Annotated in this window: 26 protein-coding genes; 15 read left to right on the top strand and 11 right to left on the bottom strand. The window is 50.1% G+C overall.

All coding sequences use genetic code 11. The annotated features are described in order from the left end of the window. Positions 1 to 65: 65 nt before the first annotated feature. From pyrD to MA03_RS03995, 4 genes are all read right to left on the bottom strand, one after another. Positions 66 to 980, bottom strand: a complete 915-nt coding sequence (gene pyrD / locus MA03_RS04010) for a dihydroorotate dehydrogenase PyrD (RefSeq protein ID WP_236944929.1) — start codon at positions 978 to 980, stop codon at positions 66 to 68. Next, the gene (locus tag MA03_RS04005) at positions 961 to 2,250 is read right to left on the bottom strand and encodes a dihydroorotase (protein ID WP_052884043.1); all 1,290 of its coding nucleotides are present in this window, start codon (positions 2,248 to 2,250) and stop codon (positions 961 to 963) included. Before MA03_RS04005 ends, pyrD begins: the two co-directional genes overlap by 20 nt. Before the next feature lie 208 nt (positions 2,251 to 2,458). Then, positions 2,459 to 2,812 (bottom strand): aspartyl protease family protein, encoded by a 354-nt coding sequence (locus MA03_RS04000; protein ID WP_052884042.1) that lies wholly within the window; start codon positions 2,810 to 2,812, stop codon positions 2,459 to 2,461. 133 nt (positions 2,813 to 2,945) lie between these two features. Next, entirely contained in the window at positions 2,946 to 3,404 is a 459-nt protein-coding gene (locus tag MA03_RS03995; protein WP_236944928.1) for an 8-oxo-dGTP diphosphatase, read from the bottom strand. 178 nt (positions 3,405 to 3,582) lie between these two features. Here MA03_RS03995 and MA03_RS03990 point away from each other — a divergent pair, with 178 nt between their 5' ends. From MA03_RS03990 to MA03_RS03970, 5 genes are read left to right on the top strand one after another with little or no spacing between them, the layout of a single operon-like run. Beyond that, positions 3,583 to 4,269, top strand: a complete 687-nt coding sequence (locus MA03_RS03990) for an orotidine 5'-phosphate decarboxylase (protein WP_052884041.1) — start codon at positions 3,583 to 3,585, stop codon at positions 4,267 to 4,269. Then, on the top strand, positions 4,259 to 4,789 hold the full coding sequence (pyrE, locus tag MA03_RS03985) for an orotate phosphoribosyltransferase (RefSeq protein ID WP_052884040.1): 531 nt from the start codon (positions 4,259 to 4,261) through the stop codon (positions 4,787 to 4,789). Before MA03_RS03990 ends, pyrE begins: the two co-directional genes overlap by 11 nt. Next, on the top strand, positions 4,776 to 5,699 hold the full coding sequence (gene pyrB, locus MA03_RS03980; RefSeq protein ID WP_052884039.1) for an aspartate carbamoyltransferase: 924 nt from the start codon (positions 4,776 to 4,778) through the stop codon (positions 5,697 to 5,699). The genes pyrE and pyrB overlap by 14 nt, the downstream gene beginning before the upstream one ends. 3 nt (positions 5,700 to 5,702) lie before the next feature. Next, complete coding sequence (gene pyrI / locus MA03_RS03975) at positions 5,703 to 6,173, top strand: aspartate carbamoyltransferase regulatory subunit (protein ID WP_052884038.1); 471 nt, start codon at positions 5,703 to 5,705, stop codon at positions 6,171 to 6,173. Then, entirely contained in the window at positions 6,173 to 6,919 is a 747-nt protein-coding gene (locus MA03_RS03970; protein WP_052884037.1) for a dihydroorotate dehydrogenase electron transfer subunit, read from the top strand. The genes pyrI and MA03_RS03970 overlap by 1 nt, the downstream gene beginning before the upstream one ends. 51 nt (positions 6,920 to 6,970) lie before the next feature. Here MA03_RS03970 and MA03_RS03965 read toward each other — a convergent pair whose 3' ends face one another. Then, on the bottom strand, positions 6,971 to 7,330 hold the full coding sequence (locus MA03_RS03965; protein ID WP_191118758.1) for a hypothetical protein: 360 nt from the start codon (positions 7,328 to 7,330) through the stop codon (positions 6,971 to 6,973). An 87-nt stretch (positions 7,331 to 7,417) separates the two neighbouring features. Here MA03_RS03965 and MA03_RS03960 point away from each other — a divergent pair, with 87 nt between their 5' ends. Next, the gene (locus MA03_RS03960; RefSeq protein ID WP_052884035.1) at positions 7,418 to 8,137 is read left to right on the top strand and encodes a glycerophosphodiester phosphodiesterase; all 720 of its coding nucleotides are present in this window, start codon (positions 7,418 to 7,420) and stop codon (positions 8,135 to 8,137) included. Between the two features lie 23 nt (positions 8,138 to 8,160). Here the strand turns inward: MA03_RS03960 and MA03_RS03955 are convergent, their stop codons facing one another. Then, entirely contained in the window at positions 8,161 to 8,832 is a 672-nt protein-coding gene (locus MA03_RS03955; RefSeq protein WP_052884034.1) for a hypothetical protein, read from the bottom strand. 86 nt (positions 8,833 to 8,918) lie between these two features. Next, positions 8,919 to 9,272: a PIN domain-containing protein gene (locus tag MA03_RS03950; protein ID WP_191118757.1), complete on the bottom strand. Its 354-nt coding sequence runs from the start codon at positions 9,270 to 9,272 to the stop codon at positions 8,919 to 8,921. Between the two features lie 155 nt (positions 9,273 to 9,427). On the opposite strand from MA03_RS03950, the gene MA03_RS08650 reads away from it, so the two are divergent. The 7 genes from MA03_RS08650 (at position 9,428) to MA03_RS03920 (ending at position 15,449) form a co-directional block, all read left to right on the top strand. Next, a complete protein-coding gene (locus MA03_RS08650; protein ID WP_191118756.1) occupies positions 9,428 to 9,601 on the top strand; it encodes a hypothetical protein in 174 nt (57 codons plus the stop codon). After that, positions 9,582 to 9,794, top strand: a complete 213-nt coding sequence (locus MA03_RS03945) for a hypothetical protein (protein ID WP_052884032.1) — start codon at positions 9,582 to 9,584, stop codon at positions 9,792 to 9,794. Before MA03_RS08650 ends, MA03_RS03945 begins: the two co-directional genes overlap by 20 nt. 554 nt (positions 9,795 to 10,348) lie before the next feature. After that, on the top strand, positions 10,349 to 12,859 hold the full coding sequence (locus MA03_RS03940; RefSeq protein ID WP_052884031.1) for a molybdopterin-dependent oxidoreductase: 2,511 nt from the start codon (positions 10,349 to 10,351) through the stop codon (positions 12,857 to 12,859). Positions 12,860 to 12,872: 13 nt separating this feature from the next. Further along, on the top strand, positions 12,873 to 13,469 hold the full coding sequence (locus MA03_RS03935) for a 4Fe-4S dicluster domain-containing protein (protein ID WP_052884030.1): 597 nt from the start codon (positions 12,873 to 12,875) through the stop codon (positions 13,467 to 13,469). A gap of 5 nt (positions 13,470 to 13,474) precedes the next feature. Continuing rightward, positions 13,475 to 14,320, top strand: coding sequence for an NrfD/PsrC family molybdoenzyme membrane anchor subunit (nrfD, locus tag MA03_RS03930; RefSeq protein WP_191118755.1), 846 nt, complete (start codon positions 13,475 to 13,477; stop codon positions 14,318 to 14,320). Between the two features lie 45 nt (positions 14,321 to 14,365). Beyond that, positions 14,366 to 15,001: a TorD/DmsD family molecular chaperone gene (locus MA03_RS03925; RefSeq protein ID WP_191118754.1), complete on the top strand. Its 636-nt coding sequence runs from the start codon at positions 14,366 to 14,368 to the stop codon at positions 14,999 to 15,001. Between the two features lie 118 nt (positions 15,002 to 15,119). Further along, positions 15,120 to 15,449, top strand: a complete 330-nt coding sequence (locus MA03_RS03920) for a winged helix-turn-helix domain-containing protein (RefSeq protein WP_052884027.1) — start codon at positions 15,120 to 15,122, stop codon at positions 15,447 to 15,449. Positions 15,450 to 15,511: 62 nt separating this feature from the next. Here MA03_RS03920 and MA03_RS03915 read toward each other — a convergent pair whose 3' ends face one another. The 3 genes from MA03_RS03915 to MA03_RS03905 all read right to left on the bottom strand — a co-directional run bounded on the left by MA03_RS03915 (position 15,512) and on the right by MA03_RS03905 (position 18,050). Continuing rightward, the gene (locus tag MA03_RS03915; RefSeq protein ID WP_052884026.1) at positions 15,512 to 15,859 is read right to left on the bottom strand and encodes a YbjQ family protein; all 348 of its coding nucleotides are present in this window, start codon (positions 15,857 to 15,859) and stop codon (positions 15,512 to 15,514) included. A 743-nt stretch (positions 15,860 to 16,602) separates the two neighbouring features. Beyond that, on the bottom strand, positions 16,603 to 17,040 hold the full coding sequence (locus tag MA03_RS03910; RefSeq protein WP_052884025.1) for a peroxiredoxin: 438 nt from the start codon (positions 17,038 to 17,040) through the stop codon (positions 16,603 to 16,605). Between the two features lie 95 nt (positions 17,041 to 17,135). Continuing rightward, complete coding sequence (locus tag MA03_RS03905) at positions 17,136 to 18,050, bottom strand: mechanosensitive ion channel family protein (protein WP_052884024.1); 915 nt, start codon at positions 18,048 to 18,050, stop codon at positions 17,136 to 17,138. 117 nt (positions 18,051 to 18,167) lie between these two features. Here MA03_RS03905 and MA03_RS03900 point away from each other — a divergent pair, with 117 nt between their 5' ends. Both MA03_RS03900 and MA03_RS03895 read left to right on the top strand, forming a co-directional pair. Continuing rightward, entirely contained in the window at positions 18,168 to 18,554 is a 387-nt protein-coding gene (locus MA03_RS03900) for a hypothetical protein (protein ID WP_191118753.1), read from the top strand. A gap of 8 nt (positions 18,555 to 18,562) precedes the next feature. Then, positions 18,563 to 19,507 (top strand): NAD-dependent epimerase/dehydratase family protein, encoded by a 945-nt coding sequence (locus tag MA03_RS03895; RefSeq protein ID WP_052884888.1) that lies wholly within the window; start codon positions 18,563 to 18,565, stop codon positions 19,505 to 19,507. On the opposite strand, the gene MA03_RS03890 is transcribed toward MA03_RS03895, so the two are convergent. Continuing rightward, complete coding sequence (locus MA03_RS03890) at positions 19,497 to 19,931, bottom strand: hypothetical protein (protein WP_052884022.1); 435 nt, start codon at positions 19,929 to 19,931, stop codon at positions 19,497 to 19,499. The two genes, MA03_RS03895 and MA03_RS03890, sit on opposite strands and share 11 nt — an antisense overlap. Positions 19,932 to 19,954: the final 23 nt, after the last annotated feature.

Raw genomic sequence — 19,954 nt, 5'->3', positions numbered from 1 at the left:
CTCTCTAAGTGTTTATTGCGGGAAAATTAAAACTTCCATGATCCGGGAAGCCCTCCAAGGCCAGCTCACGATCCATGCGCCAAGCCTACTAGATCGGTGACCTTCTCGAACCCCTCCGCCACCATGTACTCCTCGATACCCTTTACCACCTCGCGGAAGATAGCTAGGTCCTTCGATGCAATGATCGAGCCTATGCCGACAGCGCTAGCGCCTGCAAGAAGCATCTCTACGGCCGCACGCCACGAGTCAACTCCGCCGACGCCTATAATGGGTACTTCTCCCACATACCTATAAACGTCATATACGACCTTTACAGCTATAGGCCTTATACCTGGCCCTGAGTAACCCCCAAACCTGTTGCTTAGGACAGGCTTCCGAGCGTAAATGTCGATAATCATTCCCCTGACAGTGTTAATGGCCGTCAAACCGTCGGCTCCCGCCTTTACAGCTAGCCGTGCCACTTCCAGGTAGTTGTGGTGAGGGGAGAGCTTGACTAAAACTGGTGCCTTGATCACCCCCTTGATAGCCCTGACGATATCCGCGACTAGCTGGGGATTCTCCCCTATCTCTGCACCCATCCCCTTTACGTGTGGACAGGAAACGTTCAGCTCGAGCGCCGGGGCTCCACACTCGACACCTTTCACAGCCACACGCAGGAAATCCTCCAGGCTGCTACCGCCAACGCTCAGGATAAAGGGTACCTTGAGTTTTTCACGCATGAGCCTCAGCTCTGAACAGAAGTCCTCTATTCCCGGATTAGCCAGTCCAATGGCGTTCAGGTAGCCGTGCTCAAGCTCGACAAAGGTAGGATTCTCGTACCCCTTCCTAGGCTCAGGCGTAATAGTCTTAGTGGTTATCCCCCCTGCTCCGGCCTCTTCCACGCGCCTTGCTAGTGCCGCACTTGTCCCAAGGATGCCCGACGCTAAAACCGTCGGGTTTAAGAGCCTGAGACCCGCGACCTCAACCTCTAGGGACAGCAAGCCTTCCACCCTTAGATGTCATGAACTGACCGGCGATATATACGGGTTCCCCTCGGATATACACCGCGTAAGTCTTCGTGGGGAGACGCCAGCCCTCGAAAGGAGAATACTTGGCCTTCGACTCGAAATCTTCTCCCCTGACAACCCACTCCTCCTTCGAGACAACGACAACGTCCCCCTCGAAGCCCTCCCCTAGCACACCCTTCTTAACCCCTAGAAGTCTCGCCGGCCTCCTCGAGTAGAGTTCTAGGACTTCGAGTCCCAGGCGTCCCTCAAGGATCTCCCTGAATAGCAGGTGTAGCGCCGTCTCAAGTCCTGGGAAGCCTGGGGATGGCTTCTCGCTAGTCTTCTCCTCTATCCTATGAGGCGCGTGATCTGTGACGATTGCATCTGGGAGCATGTTCCTCAGGCTAGTGTAAATGGAGGCTCTTTCACCCTCAGGCCTCAGAGGAGGATTTACCACTGCGATTCCTCTTTTTTCTCCCCTGTAGAGCTCATCCGATAACAAGCAATGATGAGGCGTAACATCGAATGTTACACGGCCTCCAGGCGTAACCTTAGCCTCTAAAACACTCATAAGAGCTCCACTCGTGCTAAGATGTGTCACGTGGAGCCATGCATTACTTTCTCTGCTCAGCATCAAGGCATGCTTTACAGCTGACTCCTCGGCCTCGGGAGGCCTAGCATCGCTGTGCAGCTTTGACTCCCTGAAAAGAGAGGGGTTTTCGGCGTGAACAACAACGGGTAAGCCGTACCGGCTAGCGTATGAAAAGACGTTACGCGCGCCAGGAGAGTACAAGTCCTCAGGGTAAAGCTTGAAACCGACAAATAAGCCCCTACACCGTTCGAGTTCCTCTACCAAGGGGTTAAAGCCTGCATAGAATGCGAAGTCGACTAGCGAGCGAGCAGAGGCACGCTGCAGCTTCTCCTGCAAGACGCTGCAGTTATTAGCAGGGGGCACATTGTTAGGCATATCAACAACCATCGTAACACCCCCCTTCACCGCAGCCCTTGAACCACTCCCCCAATCCTCCTTGTACTCGAGCCCAGGCTCTCGCATGTGGACATGAATATCAACCATCCCCGGCAGTAACAGGAACTTCTCCCCGAACTCCACTCGCGACACGCTGTTCGGAGCCAGGCTAGGCTTCGAAATCCCCACTATAACACCATCGTCAATCGCAACCGCAGCCTCCAAAAAAGATCCTTCAATCAACGCTTTACCTATGAGAACCAAATCGACAGTAGTATCCCCTGAGATGCGCATCATCCAGCTGTAACAATCCTCACTAATAAATTAATATGCGAGAAAACTTCCAAGTAAACTTGAAGAGAAACCATCTTAGCGTATTCCCAGTTCTCTGATTTTCTTGTAAGCCGTGTCTAGTCGCGTTCTAGCACCTGAAACAAGAAAGCGGTAATCACTGTTCGAAGGTTCTCTGAGTGGATAGATAGTTTCTCTAAATTCATTATGTAACTTATTTAAGAATTGCTCTAATTGGTCTTAGAACTCTTTTCAGGGGGTCGAGCATCAATCCAAATATTGCGAGCGTCACTGTGCCAAGCAAGTTTTCATCTTCAGATTCGCCCAGAATTACGGGTGTGTAGTATTCCCCGTAGGGAGGAAGCTCTATTATAACCTCGGAGAGCTGACGAGATATTGTCGAGCCATCGGCTAGGACAAGCTCAACTGATCTTTTTGGAGTAAGTCCTAATCGTTCCCATACGCTACGTTGGAGAACAGTGTAAGTTGCGCCGGAATCGACAAGAAACCTGACCTTCTCCTCTTTACCCTCCCACTTAACTATGCCCTCAACGTAAACTATACCCATATCCACTTCTCAAGGTCGGGTAATAACAGATAAACTTTATTTAGAAAAGAAGACTGAGTGACGTTGCCAGTACATATTTCTCGGTTACACTTTTGTCTGGTCTTGCCTTTTTATCGTAGATGAGAGGCTAACCTTAATAGACTAAAATTCTAAACCCCTTTAACCTCGAGTAGTCTTGATTGAAGAAAAAGTGTCCTTCAATTTTATTTCCAGCGAGTACGTGGGGGAGCCAGTGTCTGTCGTCCTCCCACATCTCCTCAAAGGGTATGGATTTCAGGGAGACCCATAGGGGCAAGGCCTCATCGGTCTCAATGGGTTGTCCCTCAAAGTTGTTGGTGGTGTAGACAAAGACTTCCCAGTCCGGTGTAGGGCTGGTCGAGTAAAAATAGAGGACACCAGCGTGTCTTAGATCATAGACGCTGACCCCGACTTCTTCTAGTACCTCCCTGGTAGCAGCCTCATAGGGGGATTCACCGTCATTTATCTTTCCTCCGATTCCGTTTATTTTCCCTGCGCCGAAGCCTGCCTTCTTCCTTATCAGGAGGAGCCTACCGGAATTAAAGATGAATGTTAGCGTCGCTCTTATCGTCAAGCGTGATCCTAGGAATTTTAACTTGTAAGGATAAAAGCTTTAGCTATGTGTTTGTGATGGCTTTCCCTCCTTCCCCACCGATAACAATGCGTCTACCGATTGTATTCATGTTTGCCATGAGGGCAATCCCTCCCAGAAAAAATTTATTAGCTTTGACAGAGTAAGCTGTAGCGGGCATTTGCCCAGGGATCTGAGGGACTTTGGGAAAAACAAGCAGTCATGGGTTATTCTAGCGCTAGACTACGCTCCCCGTGCTGACCCCCTATCCGAGTGGCAGGCGCTTATCGAAAAAACGATGCATCTTCTTGCAGGGGTCAAGCTAGGTCTCCCTGCCTTTCTAAGGATAGGTCCCGACGGCACAAAACAACTCATAGAAGAGTTCAAAGGAAAGCTATACTTCCTGGCCGACTTCAAGCTCGCGGACATACATGAGGTTGTCCAGGAGGAGCTCAGGCTGATTGAAAACCTTGGTTTTGACGGGGCTATTATCCACTTATTCCCCCGCTGCATCGAAGAACCCCTGCATACCCAACTGGAAGTCTTTGGCCTCGTCTCTATGAGCTGCAAGGAAAGCCTGGTAGATCACCACCTCGATGAGCTCACCGGCTACGCCACCAAGCTGGGGCTTAAGGGGGTGGTCGTTGGAGCTACGAAGCCAGAATCGATAAAGCGCGTCAGGAAGATGCTCCAGGACGCTGTGATACTTTCCCCGGGTGTGGGAGTTCAGGGCGCGGCTCCGGGCTCCGCTCTCGCCGCCGGAGCGGACTTCGAGATAATAGGGAGGTTCGTAATTTATTCGGTAGACCCCCTCTCGGAGCTAGAGAAAGTAGTGAGGGCTCTGAGGTTGGTGAGGCATGAAGGTTGAAGAGGCGTTGTTGAGGATAGGTGCCGTGCAGAGGGGTGTTTTTAAGTTATCCTCTGGTAGGACGAGCAACGTATATATTGATCTCCGGAAGCTTCCATCGCATCCCTCGGAGTTTCATCTTGTCGTCGATGAGATGGCCCGTAAAGCATGCATGCTTGAACACAAAGTAATCTGTGGGATAGCTGTGGGTGGCCTGCCGCTTGCAACTGGTGTAGCTTTAAGATTGGGTAGGCCCTTAATATACGTGAGAAAGGATAGGAAGGATCATGGCACGATGAAACAGCTCGAGGGTGACTATAACCAGGGGCAAAGGGTTCTGCTAATCGACGATGTTGCGACTACTGGTGGCTCACTTATAGAGGCTGCACGTATTTTAAGATCCTCGGGTCTCGAGGTTGCAGAGGCCCTGGTTGTCGTCGACCGAGAGGAAGGGGCACGGGAGGCCTTGAGGAGTGAAGGGATCGAGCTTTACAGTCTTACGACTCTTAAAAGAATATTAGAGGTGGCTGGGAGTGTTTAAGGGCCGGGATGTCTTATCAATACTTGACTTCACGAGGACAGATCTGGAAGAGTTGTTCGCCGAGACTGACAAAATCCTAGCCAGCCCCCACAGCTACGAAAATGAACTAAAGGGGTTCATCATGGCTACAGCCTTTTTTGAGCCCAGTACGCGTACAAGGCTAAGCTTCCATACGGCTATGCTCAGGCTAGGTGGTAGCTACATAGACCTGGGCGAGCTGGAGCGTAGCTCAGTTGCGAAAGGTGAAAACCTGGCGGACACTATCAGGATGCTAGACTCTTATGCCGACATCATAGTTGTCCGCCACAGGCTGGAGGGGGCTGCCAGACTCGCGGCAGAGATAGCCGAGGCCCCAGTTATAAACGCTGGTGACGGCAGGAAACACCACCCTACACAGGCCATGCTCGACCTCTACACCATCCGTAGGGCGAAAGGCGTCATCGACGGTTTAAACTACGGCGTCCTTGGGGACCTACGGTTCGGGCGTGCTGCGGCAAGCTTCATACTGGCGCTATCAATATTCAAACCTAGGAAATTATACCTTATATCTCCAGAAATCCTCCGGGCACGCCGCGAGGTCCTGGAAACACTGGTATCCTCAAAAATTAGTTTTGAGGAGGTGAATGACCTTGAAGCCGTGTTACCCGAGCTTGACGTCCTCTATGTGACCCGTGTCCAGAAGGAGCGCTTTCCCGATCCAGCTGAGTATGAAAAGGTCAGGGGGAGCTACATTGTTACGGCGAAGATGCTTGAGAAGGCAAAAAGGGATCTGATTGTTATGCACCCGCTCCCACGCGTCGACGAGATAGCCTATGATGTCGACAATACGAGGCACGCGCTCTACTTTAGGCAGGCGGAGCTCGGAGTGTGGGTGCGCATGGCTCTACTCAAACTCATATTGAAGGGGTGATCGATGTTGGAGGATAGGCTAATCGTGAGGAAGATTAAGGACGGCACCGTCATCGACCACATACCGGCTGGCAGGGCCTTCGACGTCTTAAAGATACTCGGTATAAAGGGTAAAGAGGATGTGACAGTAGCCCTAGTCATGAACGTTGAGAGCAAGAAGCTCGGGAAGAAAGATATAGTGAAGATTGAAAAACGCTTCCTCAAACGGGAAGAGGTAGACAAGATAGCTCTAGTGGCCCCGACAGCTACAATCAATATAATAAAGGACTACCAGGTCGTCGAGAAGAGAGACGTCCAGATACCGGACGAGATAGTAGGCCTCCTAAAGTGCATAAACCCTCTCTGCATAAGCAATGCCAGGGAGCCCGTGACTCCAAGGCTCAAGGTTGAGTCCAAGCAGCCCCTCAAGCTAAGATGCGTCTACTGCGATGAAGTATTCGGGGAAGAAGCCCTAGAGCAACTGGTGTCCAAGTAGTGCACATCCCAGCCGAAGTCGTTGAAGCTGAGCACAAAGGGAACAATGTAATCCTAAGGCTTCGCGTTAACCTTGCCGTTCCAAGCCCAGGCCAGTTCATAATGCTGTGGGTTCCAAACATAGGGGAAATACCGCTAAGCGTGGCGGACTATGAAGCAGGGGAGCTACTCCTAGCCATAACTCGAAGAGGGAAAGTGACAGGTCATATCTACGAGAATGTGAAGGTAGGTGAAAGGCTTTTCGTTAGAGGCCCCTATGGCAAGCCCTTCACTCTCCCACCAAGTGGAACCAGAGCACTTCTAGTGGCCGGCGGTAGCGGTATAGCACCCATTCACTTCCTTGCAAAGAGACTAGCTGAAAGCCACGTAAACTGTACAGCGGTAATAGGCTTCAAAACGCTTAGAGAGGCGCTACTCGTCGAATCCTTTAGGCGCAACTGCAGGACAATTGTCACGACCGATGATGGTACACTTGGAATCAAGGGCCTCGCGACCGAGGCTACAGAAAGGCTACTCGACTATGAGAGCTTCGACCGTGCTTATGCATGCGGGCCCGAACCATTAATAGAAAAGGCTCTCACGCTCTCATCATCGAAGAACATCCCCTTCGAAGCCTCAATGGAACGTTATATGCGCTGCGCGGTAGGTGTATGTGGCTCCTGTGTATTGGAACCAGTCGGTCTACGTGTATGCAGGGATGGCCCTGTCTTTCCTGATGAGGTGTTGAAGCAAATATATCATAAATAAAAAATTATGAAATCAATTTTAGAGAAGAGAAACATTTAGGCAGTGTTCTCTTTACTGCGCCTCGTCCTCGAACTCTATAGCACCCACTCCGTACCCCTTTATCGAGACTTCCACGCTGACTTTGTGTCTGCCCTTCTCGTAGGGGCCTCTTACCCGCACCTCGAGCTCGCTGCCCACCGGGACCTCCAGGGGGGCCTGGGGGGTAGGATCTGAGGTCACAGGTTTACCGTTAAGGAGGATTTCAACGCTTTGTTTCTCAACAACCTTGCCGTCCACCTGAACCTTTATAGGAGAGTCTACCTGCGCGGTTGCAAGATTGTTCCGAAGTTTAAACGACAAGACACCATCAGAAACCTTCATGCTCCCCTTAACGTAAAGCCGCCTGAGAAGGGCTTTAGGTATATAACCCATTTTCTCAACCAATTATCAGGCGTCTACAATCTTAATAAATCTTTATTTTCCAAAAAAGTTTTAAATCAACTACCCGGTGAAGAAGGTGTGCAAGACCTAAGAAGAAAGTTTATTCTAAGTGGACATAGAGGTGCTCGGGCACTCGCGCCTGAAAACACTCTCCCCAGCTTCCTGAAAGCCCTTGAGTGCGGGGCGACAGGGATAGAGTTTGACGTCAGGAAAACATTGGACAACATACCAGTTATAATCCACGACGATGAAGTCGACCACCTCACGGGAGTCAAGGCAAAGGTCAGCCAGCTCACCTTCCAGGAGCTTTCAAAGCTTAAGGTCCACGGGAAGGCAAGGATCCCCACGCTACGCGAGGTCCTAGCGCTGGCAAAGGGTAGACTCTACGTCGACATAGAGATCAAGGTCCCCGGCGTCGAGGAAGAGGTTGTAGAAGCTCTAAGAGAGCTAGACATGGTTCAGGACGCCATAGTAACATCCTTCCTACCCTCAACACTCGAGAAGATAAAACAGCTTGACCCCCGCATAGAGGTCGGTGTCCTCCTCGAGGAATGGGACGACGAGTACTTTGAGATCGCCCAAAAACTAGGGGCTACTGCCATCCTACCCGCATACGAGATCATCACACCTGAGCTCGCCAAAAGCATTAAATCTAAAGGATATGCCATCATAACCTGGACAGTGAACGAAACCTCAATAGCTCAGAATCTTTTGAGCCTGGGCGTTGACGGCATAATAACCGATGATCCCTGCTCTCTCCGAGACATTGTACTGTCAGGGCGGTTGGCGAGTAAATAGCATCTCAGGCATTTTGTCAGGATTCACTGCGAAATTAGCCTCAGAAGTCGCCAGAGCTCAGGCGTTTGAAGACCCTTTTTCTCGTTGAGCCATCTAAGATAGGCCTCGTCCACGTTCCTCGAATTAACTATATAATTGAAGATGTACTCAACATATTCCCTAACATCTTCCTCTGTTATGTTGTCGGGGTCAAGCCTTTCAGGAGGAGGATAGGGCAGACCCCATGTGTCCACAGCTCTAGGAGCCACTTTAAAAGAGTTCGCTACAGTTACCCAACCTTCCCTCGTCTCCACATAGCTATCTGTCAGAGTCTTCCTCCACTCTTCGAGATTTATTTTCCCGCCAACCCTGACCCGAAAAGCAAGAGAGACAAGCTGGGAGGCGTTAGCAATAGCATCGGCCGCGTCGCGTAGATAGCAGAGTATGCGCTTCACACCTATTCTAGGCAGGCTTAGGATGAGGGGTTCCTCAATCCATAACCAGCTTGAGGCAAACTCCCCTAAAACCTCGCGAACATACTCGAAAACCCTGTGTACTCCTAGAACACCTTTAACATATAAGTTCAGTACGCGTTCAAGCTCTTTTGGGTATGGTAATTGCAGTACTTCAGGACTGAGCTCTTCCTCTAAAAGCTTGTTAGCTAGCTTAAATCTCCCCAGCCTGATCCTAGGACTGAGGAGAACGACTCCGCTCATTCGCCAAGCAATTTAGCCTTTAAAAGATTAAAAGGATTTCTAGTAACTGGGGTTCCTTATATCTGTTAGAATTCTAGCTTGTCATTCTATGCTGTTTTTTCTCGTACTCTTGCATAGAGCTTAGTCTTCTCGAAAAGCTGTTCTAGAGTCATAATGCTGACTCCATACTTGCGTAGCTGGTTATATCGCTCAGGGTCAGCCGTTAGGATGATAAACTTCTTCTCGGAAGCTATTGCTACGTTGACGATGTCTTCAAAATAAGGAGTTAGGTTATAGTGAAGCAAATCGCTCTGTATCTGCGCGATCATCTCAGAGACTTTATCCTCGAATTGGTCTATGACCGTGTATATCTTGCGCAACTTGGGAAGAATTCCTGTTATCTCAACCTTCCTCTCATGCGATAGATAAGTGAGGAGCTCTATTATCGATATGATAGACACGTGTAACCCGCTCTGCGTCATTGGGGCGGGCTCCCGGTTACCCTTCTTAGGGGTTATTGTTTCTGGCCTGGTGGCTGTGTTTTTTCTTCTCGGTGAGTGGTATGACTCCTTGGTGTGTGGGGATGTAGGTCTCGATTCTCGTCGGTGTCGGCGGGGTGTATCCTGCCTTGTGGGCAATGTTTAGCGCTGCGTTTATGTCCGCGTTGGCCTCGAGGCCGCATCGATGGCACGGGGAGGCCTTGGAGGCTTACAGCCGGGCGTTGTCCCTCGCCGGGGGCCTCAACCTACACCCGGGGGGAGTCCAGGGCTATGCAGGCCTGGCAGGTTGACCACGCGGGGAGGGCGTACCAGGCCCTAAGCGAGGCGGTCGAGGAGGTAAACCTTCGACGCACACACATCGCCCCTCTAAGGATCTACGCTGACATCCTCCCAGAATACAGGAAGACACTCAACGGCATTGATGCAATGCTCAGGGAGCTAGAAGAACATCAAAGCAGGATCGAAGGCCTCCTCGAGGAATAGGAGACAGAGAAGACATACTAGGGATATTGAAAGGAAAACAAGCCGAGAATGGCAAGGTCACACCCACCGCTTCCATTCACAACAAATAATCCTTCAATCATTGTAAGAGAAAAGGGGTACAGGTCTATCTACTTCACGGGTCAGCTTGGTAGACTCTATTGGAGAACGGGGCTACCAGAGTACGGGTCACTGTTACTTAATTCTATTACCTGGGCAAGTTCACCTCCACTATAAGAGCATTGTCAGACGGGACACTTCTATTCGAGCCATACACGAGGAGCGGGCAACTAGTGCTTTACTTGTTGAATGAAACACGTGACAGGAGAGTTATACTTAGAGGAAACACCTAGGAACCTGGAATGCGGCACTCGAAATCTGAAGCCGTAACCCCTTAAGACTGCTTTTTACTGTAGGAGGTGTAAAGCGCCTCTATAACGCTTTTGCCCGAACTCATCATTATATTTTTCTAGATACATCGATATTTTCACTTAAAAATATTAAGACTTATACATAAATGCTAATAAATAATATTGCATATAACTATATTGAAAAACATGAATACACCCCTCAGCCGCAGAGATTTTATTAAAGCCGCAGGGCTCGCCGGGCTCACAGTTGCAGCGTCCTCACCCACGCTGAGGCTGCTAAGGCCCTCGCAGCCCCAGACTGAGCTTCAAGCCGAGCAAGAGAAGATTGTCCCAAACATATGCATGATGTGTCCCGCCGCCTGCCAGATCCTGGTCCGGGTAAAGGATGGAAAAATAGTGAAGATAGAGGGTAATCCCAAGGGGCCTACAAACCTTGGGAAGATATGCGCTAGGGGTCAGGCAGGGCTCTTCAGGGTTTACAACCCTGACAGGCTTAAAAAACCTCTCCTACGAGACAACCCTGCACAAAGGGGGACGTTTCAAGGTTTCCGGGAGGCCTCCTGGGATCAGGCTTTCGAGGCAGTGGCTTCTCAAGTTAAGAAGCTGATAAGCGAGGGAAGGGTCAAGGAGATATTCATGCTGGGAGGCTGGCCTACATGCCTATACCTGGAACCATATATGAAGGCCTTCGCCGACACTATTGGAACACCGAACGCTATCGGCATACCAGGGGGTGCCTGTTACTTCCCAAAGGCATTCGGATGGAGCACAGCACTTGGTGTCGGGGCTCATTCACAGATCTTAACGGACTATGAGAATGTAAAGTACCTTATAGTGATTAGGAGGAACTTCTTCGGCAGTCTAAGCGTCGTTCACGGCACGCGAGCAGGGAGAAAGCTAGGGAACTACAAGCTAGTGGTGGTCGACCCGAGGTTTAGTGAGACTGCAGCAAAGGCTGATGTTTGGATACCTATAAAACCCGGGACGGATCTAGCCTTCCTCCTTGCGTTGATCCACGTAGTGATAAAGGAGGGGCTCTATGATGCAGAATTCCTTCGCAAATTCACAAATGCACCTATGCTGGTTGCTGAAGACGGGTCACCGCTAACAGCTGGAACCGAGGGCGGCAAGACGAAATACCTTGTCTGGGATCTCGCCCAAGGTAAGCCCGTTAAGCACGAGGAAGCCATCCTACCGGCACTCGAGGGAGAATACAACCTAGACGGGAAGAAGGTAAAACCTGTCTTCCAGCTCCTCAAAGAGAAGGTGGAGGCATATACTCCTGAGTGGGCTGAGAGTATAACGGGTGTACCAGCCGCTACCATAAGATCTATTGGAATAGAATTCGGCAAGACAAGGCCAGCCGCGGTGGATACCGGGTGGCACGACCCTAAGTACAAGAACAGCGTAATGACGTGGAGGGCCGCCGCCATACTCAACGCTCTTGTAGGAGGACTTGTAAAGGATGGCATACTTATAACCGGTGCTGGGAGCATAGCGACGCCTCCACCCGATGTAAGCGAGGAGAGCGTGATGAGGATCTGGGGTACGAAGCAGGGCGTGGCTATGGCCTCGAAGGGCTTCACCTTCCAGGGATTCCTGGATGCTATCTTGAATGGTGACCCCTACAAGGTATCGATGCTCTTCATGTTCTCAACCAACATCGCACTGACGGGACCCGACGCTACAAAGTGGCGTGAAGCTATGAAGAAGCTAGAGAAAGTCGTCGCCATCGACATATACCCTGTTGACGCGGTTCTCTACGCTGACATAGTCCTACCCGAGTCCACGTTCTTGGAGCGCGACGACCCCTTATACGCCATAGCCTACGCTCCTGCCCTCGGATTCCAGACGCGAGTCGCAGCTGTACAGCCCGTTTACGACACTAAACACCTCGTGGACATAATCGTCGGGATCTTGAGGAAGCTTGGAGACGACTACTACACCAAGTTCTGGGTCAACCTCGCAAAGGCTCTCGGTGCGGCAGATCCCAACGCCATGGCTGCAAAGCTGAAGGACGCCTACGAGAAGAACGGGGTACGCGGAATACGCGCGGTACAAGCCTCTGCGAGGAACCTCGACCCAGCGAAACTCGAGTCTGATGGACTCATAGTCTTGAAAGACTCATCGACTCTTCGAAAAGAAATGATAAACAAGGCTCTTGCAGGTCAGCTTCTCACCCCTACCGGGAGGATAGAAATATTCAGCTTCGCTTTGAACAACATAAAGGCAAAGAAAGGCTACCAGCCCTACTGGGATCCGATCGTAGCCTGGGCCGAGCCTGAGGTACTAGGCAAGGCCGATGGGAGGCAGACCTTCTACCTAACCTATGGCCGCGTCCCAACAATGACCCACACCTCCACAGCGGACGAGCCATTGTTATCCGTCCTTACACCCGACTACAAGCGAATGGCCTGGATAAACAGGAAGGTCGCCGAGAGCCTCGGGATCAAGAAGGGCGACAAGATAAAGCTGGTTAGCATAGCGAACGGCGTGTCCGTGGAGGCCGTGGCTTTCCCAACGGATCTCGTCAGGGAAGACACGATATGGGTCTCAAGCGATTTCGGACATACTAGCGAGGCCTTGCACTACACTAAGTTTGGCGTCCCCTATCACTTCCTCACCTCTGTGAAGGCCGACCCCGTTGCGGGCGGCGTGATGTCGCAAGAGGTGATTGTCAAAGTTGAGAAGGCTTAGAGGGTGAGAAAAGATGGTAAGGTATAGTATGGTTATAGATCTGAACCGATGCATCGGTTGCGGTGCTTGTGTTGCTGCATGCATAGCTGAGAACAGGCGTGAGCAGGCGATGAGGGCTATAAGCGAGGGACTCACAGCTCTCGAAAACTTCAAGAAGAGGACATACGTCAACACCTACATACAAGGGACATTTCCCAACGTCAGCGTGTACTACACCCACATGATTTGCCAGCACTGCGAGAACCCGCCATGTGTCTCCGTATGCCCTACAGGAGCAAGCTACAAGACCCCAGATGGCGTTGTGCTGGTTGACAGCCAAAAGTGTATAGGCTGCGAGTACTGCGTTCAGGCCTGCCCTTACGGGGCCAGGTTCTGGGACGAGTACAAGCGCTCGATAGACAAGTGCACCTTCTGCATTCACAGGGTATCCGCTGGTCAAGAACCAGCATGTGTTTCAACATGTCCAACCAACGCAAGGGTGTTCGGAGACCTAGACGACCCTGCAAGCGAGGTCTCCAAGCTTGTAAGCTCGGGGGCCGCGGTTCCACTCAAGAGCGAAGAAGGAACGAAGCCCAAAGTCTTCTACATATTCCCTATTAGGAAGAGGTGATAGGCGTGATAGAGGTACAACACGCGTGGGATATAAGGATCGTCCTTGACCTAACGCTTGGAGGCATGGGAGTAGCCACGTTCATCTACGCCTTCCTATCATACCTCAAGGGCGAGAAAGAGTTCAGCCTCAAAGCAGCATTCGCTGGGATGGCATCACTCGTTCTGGGTCTCCTCATACTCGTAACCCACCTTGGAAAACCGGAGGCAGCCATATACACGATGATCTCACCAAACCTCTACTCAGTAATGACCTGGGGAGTATTCTTTAACATTTTAGCACTAGTCTTCGGCGGTTTATTCGCACTACCCGCAGTAGTCAAGCTCCCATACTCCTCAAACGAGAAAATAATGACTACGCTAGGAGCGATAGGGTCAATATTCTCGTTCCTAGTGATGTCTTACACAGGAACTCTACTCGCGAGGTCCTCGATCCACCTGTGGAGAAGCCCAGCCACACCCCTCTTATTCATACTTCTCTCTCTTTCCAGCGGAGCCGGTCTATACTTCCTGGTATCACATACTTTGAAGAAAGAAGCACCCCCAATACTGTTGGACTTCTCAGCCCTCACCACCCTCCTAGCACTAGTGACCACGACACTATACATCCTTCTCGCAGACATATCAAGCGAGGCCTACAAGTTCTCCGTGCATCTAATGCTCACCGAGTTCCTCCCAGTAACACTGCTTCTCTACCTTGTGGGCTACGCAGCACCCCTTGTCCTCTACCTGCTTTACAAAGGCAAACCCTCCAAGACACTCCTTATATCTATCGCTCTACTCCTAATCCTACAAAGCTTGCTAGCCAGGCTACTACTCGTATACACGGGCGCTATGGAGCTACCCTGGTGAAGAAAAAAGAAATAAAAATTATTTTTTTAACTCTAGGTGTTAAGATTGATACATGACATTCTCTTTAAAGAAAGAGGGCTAATCTACCGTGTTTTAAGCCTGGCGCTCTACACCCCTCTAGACCAGGAAGCACAGGAAGAGTTACGGCTCGCAGTAGGCCAGCTTAGCAGCATCACGAGCCTTCAGAACCTCAAGGATGCCGTAAACGGCTTTAGGAACTCCTGGCTAGAAGCCTGGAACATGCCTCGCGAGAAGCTCCTAGAAGAGTATACAAGGCTCTTCACAAACGACTACCCCGAGCTCAAGTGTCCCCCATACGAGACCTTCTGGGTCACAGGCGAGCGCGTAATATACGGCCCCACGATAAAGGACCTAGAGGAGATCTATAAAACTGCAGGACTCGAGCCACAGCCTGGAGTAAAGCTGCCCATCGAGCACGTGGCACTCCAACTTGAGCTAATGCACTACCTTGTATCCTCAAGCCTAACCCAGGAGCAATTCCTCTGCTTACAGGAAAAAATGTTCCAAAACCATATACAGCTGTGGGGCAAGCCCTACGCGGAATGCCTAGAAAGAACGGCACGTCTTAACTGCTATAAGGCCACTGCACTCCTCCTTAGAGACTTCATAAACCTCGAAGAGACTCTCTTTAAAAACCACTCGTTCTGCGAGGAGGCCTGACTCATCTGTTGTCCGTTTAGCTCAAAAGTCGAAACCTATCTGCCCATCACCCATATCCTATCAGAACAGTTGAGCTACTTTCGAAAAATATTAGTCTTTGTGGAATAGAATAACTATCATGGTTAAGATCGACGACCTTGAGGTTAAATACAAGGTCTGGCTCGCAAAGGACGGTAAACCCGTAATTGGGAGCGGTGGGGCCAGCCTCCTCAAGGCTATTCTAGAGACAGGGTCAATAAACGCAGCGGCAAACGCCTTAGGATACTCATACAGCTTTGCATGGACCTATCTCAAGAAGATAGAGCAGAGGACAGGACTAAAAGTTGTCGAAAAGACAAGGGGTGGAGAAGAAAAAGGAGGAGCCACCCTGACCCCAGAGGGCAAACGCCTGCTAGAGCTCTATTTAAGGGCTGAAGAGGCTGTGAGAAAAGCCCTCGAGAACATTTAAGACCCTCAACCGTTCAGAAAAATAGTAGTACGAATACTCCAAAGCTCTCTGACCTAGTGATTTTACGCTTTGTCCTCAGGCTCAACCAGAACCGCAGTGCCTGTAGCAGTAACAACGATGAAGCCCTCCAAAATCTCACTAGTCTCGAAATCAACCCCGATGACAGCGTTAGCTCCTAGCTTCAAAGCCTCTCTAACAAGGTCCTGGACAGCCTCCTCTCTAGCCCTCCTGAGCTCACCTATATATGACTCTCCACGACCCCCTACCACCGCCTCAAGCTCAGCAGCAAAACGCCCCAGAGCCCCCCTTGTCCTGACACTAATCCCTGTAACAAGCCCCAAGACACGCAAAACCCTGTAACCCGGGATGCCCGGAGTCGTTACAATTATAACTTGCCTATCCGATGACACGAATAATAATCACAGGGCCTGGCTTATACTTTGCTACAATAATAGAATCGACGACCTTCTCAACACTTCCTCCAAGAACCTATCCTCATCAACACGCTTTAACGACCTTGCCAAGATGAAGAGTGTGGAGATTTACCCCTGGACTAGCTTAACAACCGCATAAACTGATCCCGGAGGCTCAGCCCCAAATCACGGGAACTTTATCGGTTCAAGGGAGATTCAGCTACGGCCGCTCTCCTCACGCATCAGGGAGCTCCGGTTGGTCATCATTGAGGATAAAGGGTTAAAGGGCCCTATATTTATGTACCGTTTAAATAACAGTTTTTCTCTTATGGTGCAGGTGGAGTATTGCAAGAGTACCGAGCACTGCCTTACTGAAAAACACGCCTACAGTTTAATTATGGACAAAGGATAAACTTTGGGAGCTATGTTGACGTCGATGCAGGGACAGGCTCTCGACCGACGCCTCTACGCTATGCGGCTAGTGGAGGCGACCCTGAATTGGTTAAGATGTTTTGGAGCGCGGATCTTGATGCTCAATACAATGATGGAAAGAAGGCAGCCGAGCTCGCCAGAAAGAAAGGACATCTAGAAGTGCGGATCCCATAGCAGGCTGGAAGAATGCTAAGTAGAATTGTTAGAGCGTAAAATGACTTGAACTCCAGGTGACTGTGGTTTATTGAAACGGGTGGCTCCGCTAGAATAACCAGCCAAGAATAAACTTGGTGAGATAGGCTTTTTATCTACAGGTATTTTAGTGCCTCGGTGGGGTGATCCTCAGCCCTCTTCAGGCCTTTTACGATCGCCTTTATCTTCCCATCGTGGTCTATGACGAAGGTAACTCGTTGCGCGGTCTTCCCAGACTTGCCGAGGACTCCAAATAGCTTTATGATTTCTAGACTCGAGTCGGAGATAAGCGGGTATTGCAGGGAGTATTTCTCGGCGAACCGCTGCAGAGTGGACAGCTTGTCGGCGCTAACGCCTATCACTTCAACGCCTCTACTGGTAAACTCATTAAGAGCTTTGTTAAAGGCTTCAACCTCGCGTGTACATCCAGGGGTAAACGCCTTTGGAAAGAAGAATATTACTACTTTTCGTCCTTTGAGGTTTGAGAATCTAATCTCTCCCCTGGTCGACTGGGCAGTGAAGTCCGGAACATAATCACCTACATTTAAAGGCATGACAAACCCGGGAAAAAACCGTAGAGGCGTCAGATAAATGTTACTTGGATTGGCGTGAAAGTCATTTTTACATTTTTATGCAAGGAACCCTGTACTCATTTGTCAGGGCTCTGACAGTTCCCAAGTTTCCGGTGGACCTTCACCACCTCCCTCAAAACCCTGGATCGGAACTCTCTCGTCTTGGAACTGGTTGGAGTGTGAGCCACGATGAGGACGATGTAGTACTGCTTGTCTGATTGCTCCTCAATGTACAGGTTGAACTCCTTTACAAACGGAGATATCGCGCTTCTGAGCTCTGATAAGACAGTATCCGGATCACAATATATGGGAAACTCGTATCTTACTTGTATCGTTTTACTCTCCTCCAGCTCTTCCGCTACGATGCTCGAGTTTAGTAGAATAGAGTTAGGTATCTTTACGAGTTGCCCGTCAGTATCGAGCATCTTTGTGAACATGAACCCTACCTCGATTATTGTGCCCTTAAGGCTTGGAAGAAGCTGGTCTCTGCTGAAAAACTTATACGCGGGAAAGGCAAGCACCGAAATCGTAACTGGCCCCGTAATCCTAACGCTCTGACCAGGCTTCAGAAAACCAGAGGCTAGTATCAGGATTCCTGAGAAAAAGTTTGAGAGCACCGGCTGCAATGCGAGACCTATTATCAAGCCGGTGAATGTCGCGCTCGCAAGCAGTGACTCGCCACTGACGCCTAGAAGCGCGGCGTCGACGAAGCCTAGAATAATATATCCAAATAGGATTGTAACGTTCCGGACGTAATAGGCTTCGGGTCGATGCTTTTCCTTGAACCAGCCTAGAGTAGCCGTAGCGACTGACTGTATTATAGCTGCGCCCACAAGGGTGGCTATGGCCGCGTATACAAGGTGGCGGTGAGCCTGGTAGATGGGAGCAATATCTTTAAAGAGAGAGCCTAGTAGGCTCTCAAAGAGCCTCACAGAGAGTATGACGATTAAGATGAGGATGATAAGGGAGAGTATTCTTCTTTCAAGTCTCATACTGATTTCCTAAAAACACGGATTCAACTATAAAAATAAGACTTGTATATTGGCGTGTGCAGTTTTCTCTCGTATCGAACAGCTAGTTTTTATTTGGGCCCCTCTACCTACAATCTTGTGAAGCTGAGTATATTCTCGGTGCGAGACGTAGAATATTCTTACGGAGTAATAGAGTTCGAATCTCACGAGGAGATTCTCGGAAAAGTGCTGGGAAAGGACAGTGATAGGTTGAAGAGAGAGCTTGAGGAAGAAATGAACACCGTCTTCACCTCGTTTAGCTTGGCAACTGGTACACTTAACTATAAAGGAGAAGTCCTCGACCTGGCTTACATGAGGCTAGAACGGGAAGACGGCTCCAGCTTTGAAATCGAGATATACGAGAAGTCAGCCAGAAGCTTTTCAAACACAAGTCCCGAGGATCACTACGAGTTTGCGGCTAGGCTTATAAAGGCGTTGAACCCGGATGTAAGCATTAGAGGTCCGAGATTGATAGGCTTAGCATAGTGGTTGCTATGAGCGTTGTGGTGACCGGTGGGGCCGGCTTTATAGGTAGCCACCTCGTAGAGAAGCTGCTGAGCCTAGGTTACCAAGTGACAGTTGTAGACAACTTCTCCTCGGGCCATATCGAAAACCTCTCAGGCATTTCTTCAGAGATCAGATTAATCAGGGGTGATCTCCGCCTACCAGAGGTCTCTGAGGAGGCAATAAGAGACGAAGTGGACACCGTCTTCCACTTTGCGGCGAATCCGGAGGTTAGGGTTGGAGACCCAAAGGAACACTACGAGAACAACATTCTTGCAACATACAATCTCCTGGAGGCGATGAGGAGGAGAGACGTCAAGCGCATAGTGTTTGCTTCCACAAGCACAGTCTACGGTGACGCAGCTAGGCTTCCAACGCCCGAGGACTACTCCCCCATGAAGCCTATCTCGCTCTACGGGGCGTCCAAGCTTGCCTGCGAGTCAATGATCTCGGCCTATACTTACACTTATGGCTTTACAGCCGTCGCTCTGAGATATGCTAACGTAGTAGGCCCAAGGGCAAAGAGGGGAGTCGTAAAGGACTTTGTGGCGAAGCTCAAAGCGAATCCCCATGAACTTGAGATCCTTGGGGATGGGACCCAGCGTAAAAGCTACATCTGGATCGACGACGCGGTAGAAGGAACAATTACCGCTTGGCAGAAGACCCTTAGGGGGTTTGAGGCGTACAATGTTGGGAGCGAGGACTCAATAACCGTTCTCGACGTGGCAGCTATTGTAGTGAAGGAAATGGGTCTGACGAATGTCAAATACAAGATCACGGGGGGTGTAGATGGTGGCAGAGGATGGGTGGGGGATGTGAAATACATGCACCTCGATATTAGAAAGCTCAAGGCCCTGGGCTGGGCTCCAAAATTCAATAGCAGTGAGGCGGTCAGAAAAGCCGCCAAGGCGGCAATAGTGGAGCTTACACGTTAAGGCTTAAGAGAACGGCAAATGTCATCGTAAGTTTTTCCATGCTCATCGCGCCTTCATGCTTTAGACTCTTCTTCAACTCTCCGCCCTTCCTGATTAGAAAGACTATCGTAGGTGAAACGTGTACATCGAAGATCTCAAAGAGCCTCCTTGCGGGCTCAGAGCCACACTGCCCGGCAAACCAGTCACAGAGGGCTATCATGAAATAAGTGTCCCTTGCTTTTTCCGCGTTCTGTTCTACAAAGGTGAACCAGGTCTTGTCGAACTTTCTGCATGCGGGGCAGAGGGTATTGTCGAAATATATAACGTGTACACCGTTCTCGCTCAACCAGAACCTTTCAAGCTGGATCCATCTCTTCTCGGTAGTCGAGTAAAGGTAGAGACCGTTTGGCGTTGCGGGACCAGGATAGGGATAGATGTTTGTCATACATGCGGATTCAAATAAATTTT

This window comes from Thermofilum uzonense (assembly GCF_000993805.1).
GTDB classification, from domain to species: domain Archaea; phylum Thermoproteota; class Thermoprotei; order Thermofilales; family Thermofilaceae; genus Thermofilum; species Thermofilum uzonense.
The sequence above is the reverse complement of the archived record's forward strand: the minus strand, read 5'-3'. Positions and strand labels throughout refer to the sequence as shown.

Excerpts from the sequence above, each read along its gene's own strand:
- MA03_RS04005 (WP_052884043.1), bottom strand. The coding sequence starts at position 2,250 with ATGATGCGCATCTCAGGGGATACTACTGTCGATTTGGTTCTCATAGGT.
- MA03_RS04000 (WP_052884042.1), bottom strand. The coding sequence starts at position 2,812 with ATGGGTATAGTTTACGTTGAGGGCATAGTTAAGTGGGAGGGTAAAGAG.
- pyrE (WP_052884040.1), top strand. The coding sequence starts at position 4,259 with ATGAAGGTTGAAGAGGCGTTGTTGAGGATAGGTGCCGTGCAGAGGGGT.
- pyrI (WP_052884038.1), top strand. The coding sequence starts at position 5,703 with ATGTTGGAGGATAGGCTAATCGTGAGGAAGATTAAGGACGGCACCGTC.
- MA03_RS03965 (WP_191118758.1), bottom strand. The coding sequence starts at position 7,330 with ATGGGTTATATACCTAAAGCCCTTCTCAGGCGGCTTTACGTTAAGGGG.
- MA03_RS03955 (WP_052884034.1), bottom strand. The coding sequence starts at position 8,832 with ATGAGCGGAGTCGTTCTCCTCAGTCCTAGGATCAGGCTGGGGAGATTT.
- MA03_RS03945 (WP_052884032.1), top strand. The coding sequence starts at position 9,582 with ATGCAGGCCTGGCAGGTTGACCACGCGGGGAGGGCGTACCAGGCCCTA.
- MA03_RS03940 (WP_052884031.1), top strand. The coding sequence starts at position 10,349 with ATGAATACACCCCTCAGCCGCAGAGATTTTATTAAAGCCGCAGGGCTC.
- MA03_RS03935 (WP_052884030.1), top strand. The coding sequence starts at position 12,873 with ATGGTAAGGTATAGTATGGTTATAGATCTGAACCGATGCATCGGTTGC.
- MA03_RS03920 (WP_052884027.1), top strand. The coding sequence starts at position 15,120 with ATGGTTAAGATCGACGACCTTGAGGTTAAATACAAGGTCTGGCTCGCA.
- MA03_RS03910 (WP_052884025.1), bottom strand. The coding sequence starts at position 17,040 with ATGCCTTTAAATGTAGGTGATTATGTTCCGGACTTCACTGCCCAGTCG.
- MA03_RS03905 (WP_052884024.1), bottom strand. The coding sequence starts at position 18,050 with ATGAGACTTGAAAGAAGAATACTCTCCCTTATCATCCTCATCTTAATC.
- MA03_RS03895 (WP_052884888.1), top strand. The coding sequence starts at position 18,563 with ATGAGCGTTGTGGTGACCGGTGGGGCCGGCTTTATAGGTAGCCACCTC.
- MA03_RS03890 (WP_052884022.1), bottom strand. The coding sequence starts at position 19,931 with ATGACAAACATCTATCCCTATCCTGGTCCCGCAACGCCAAACGGTCTC.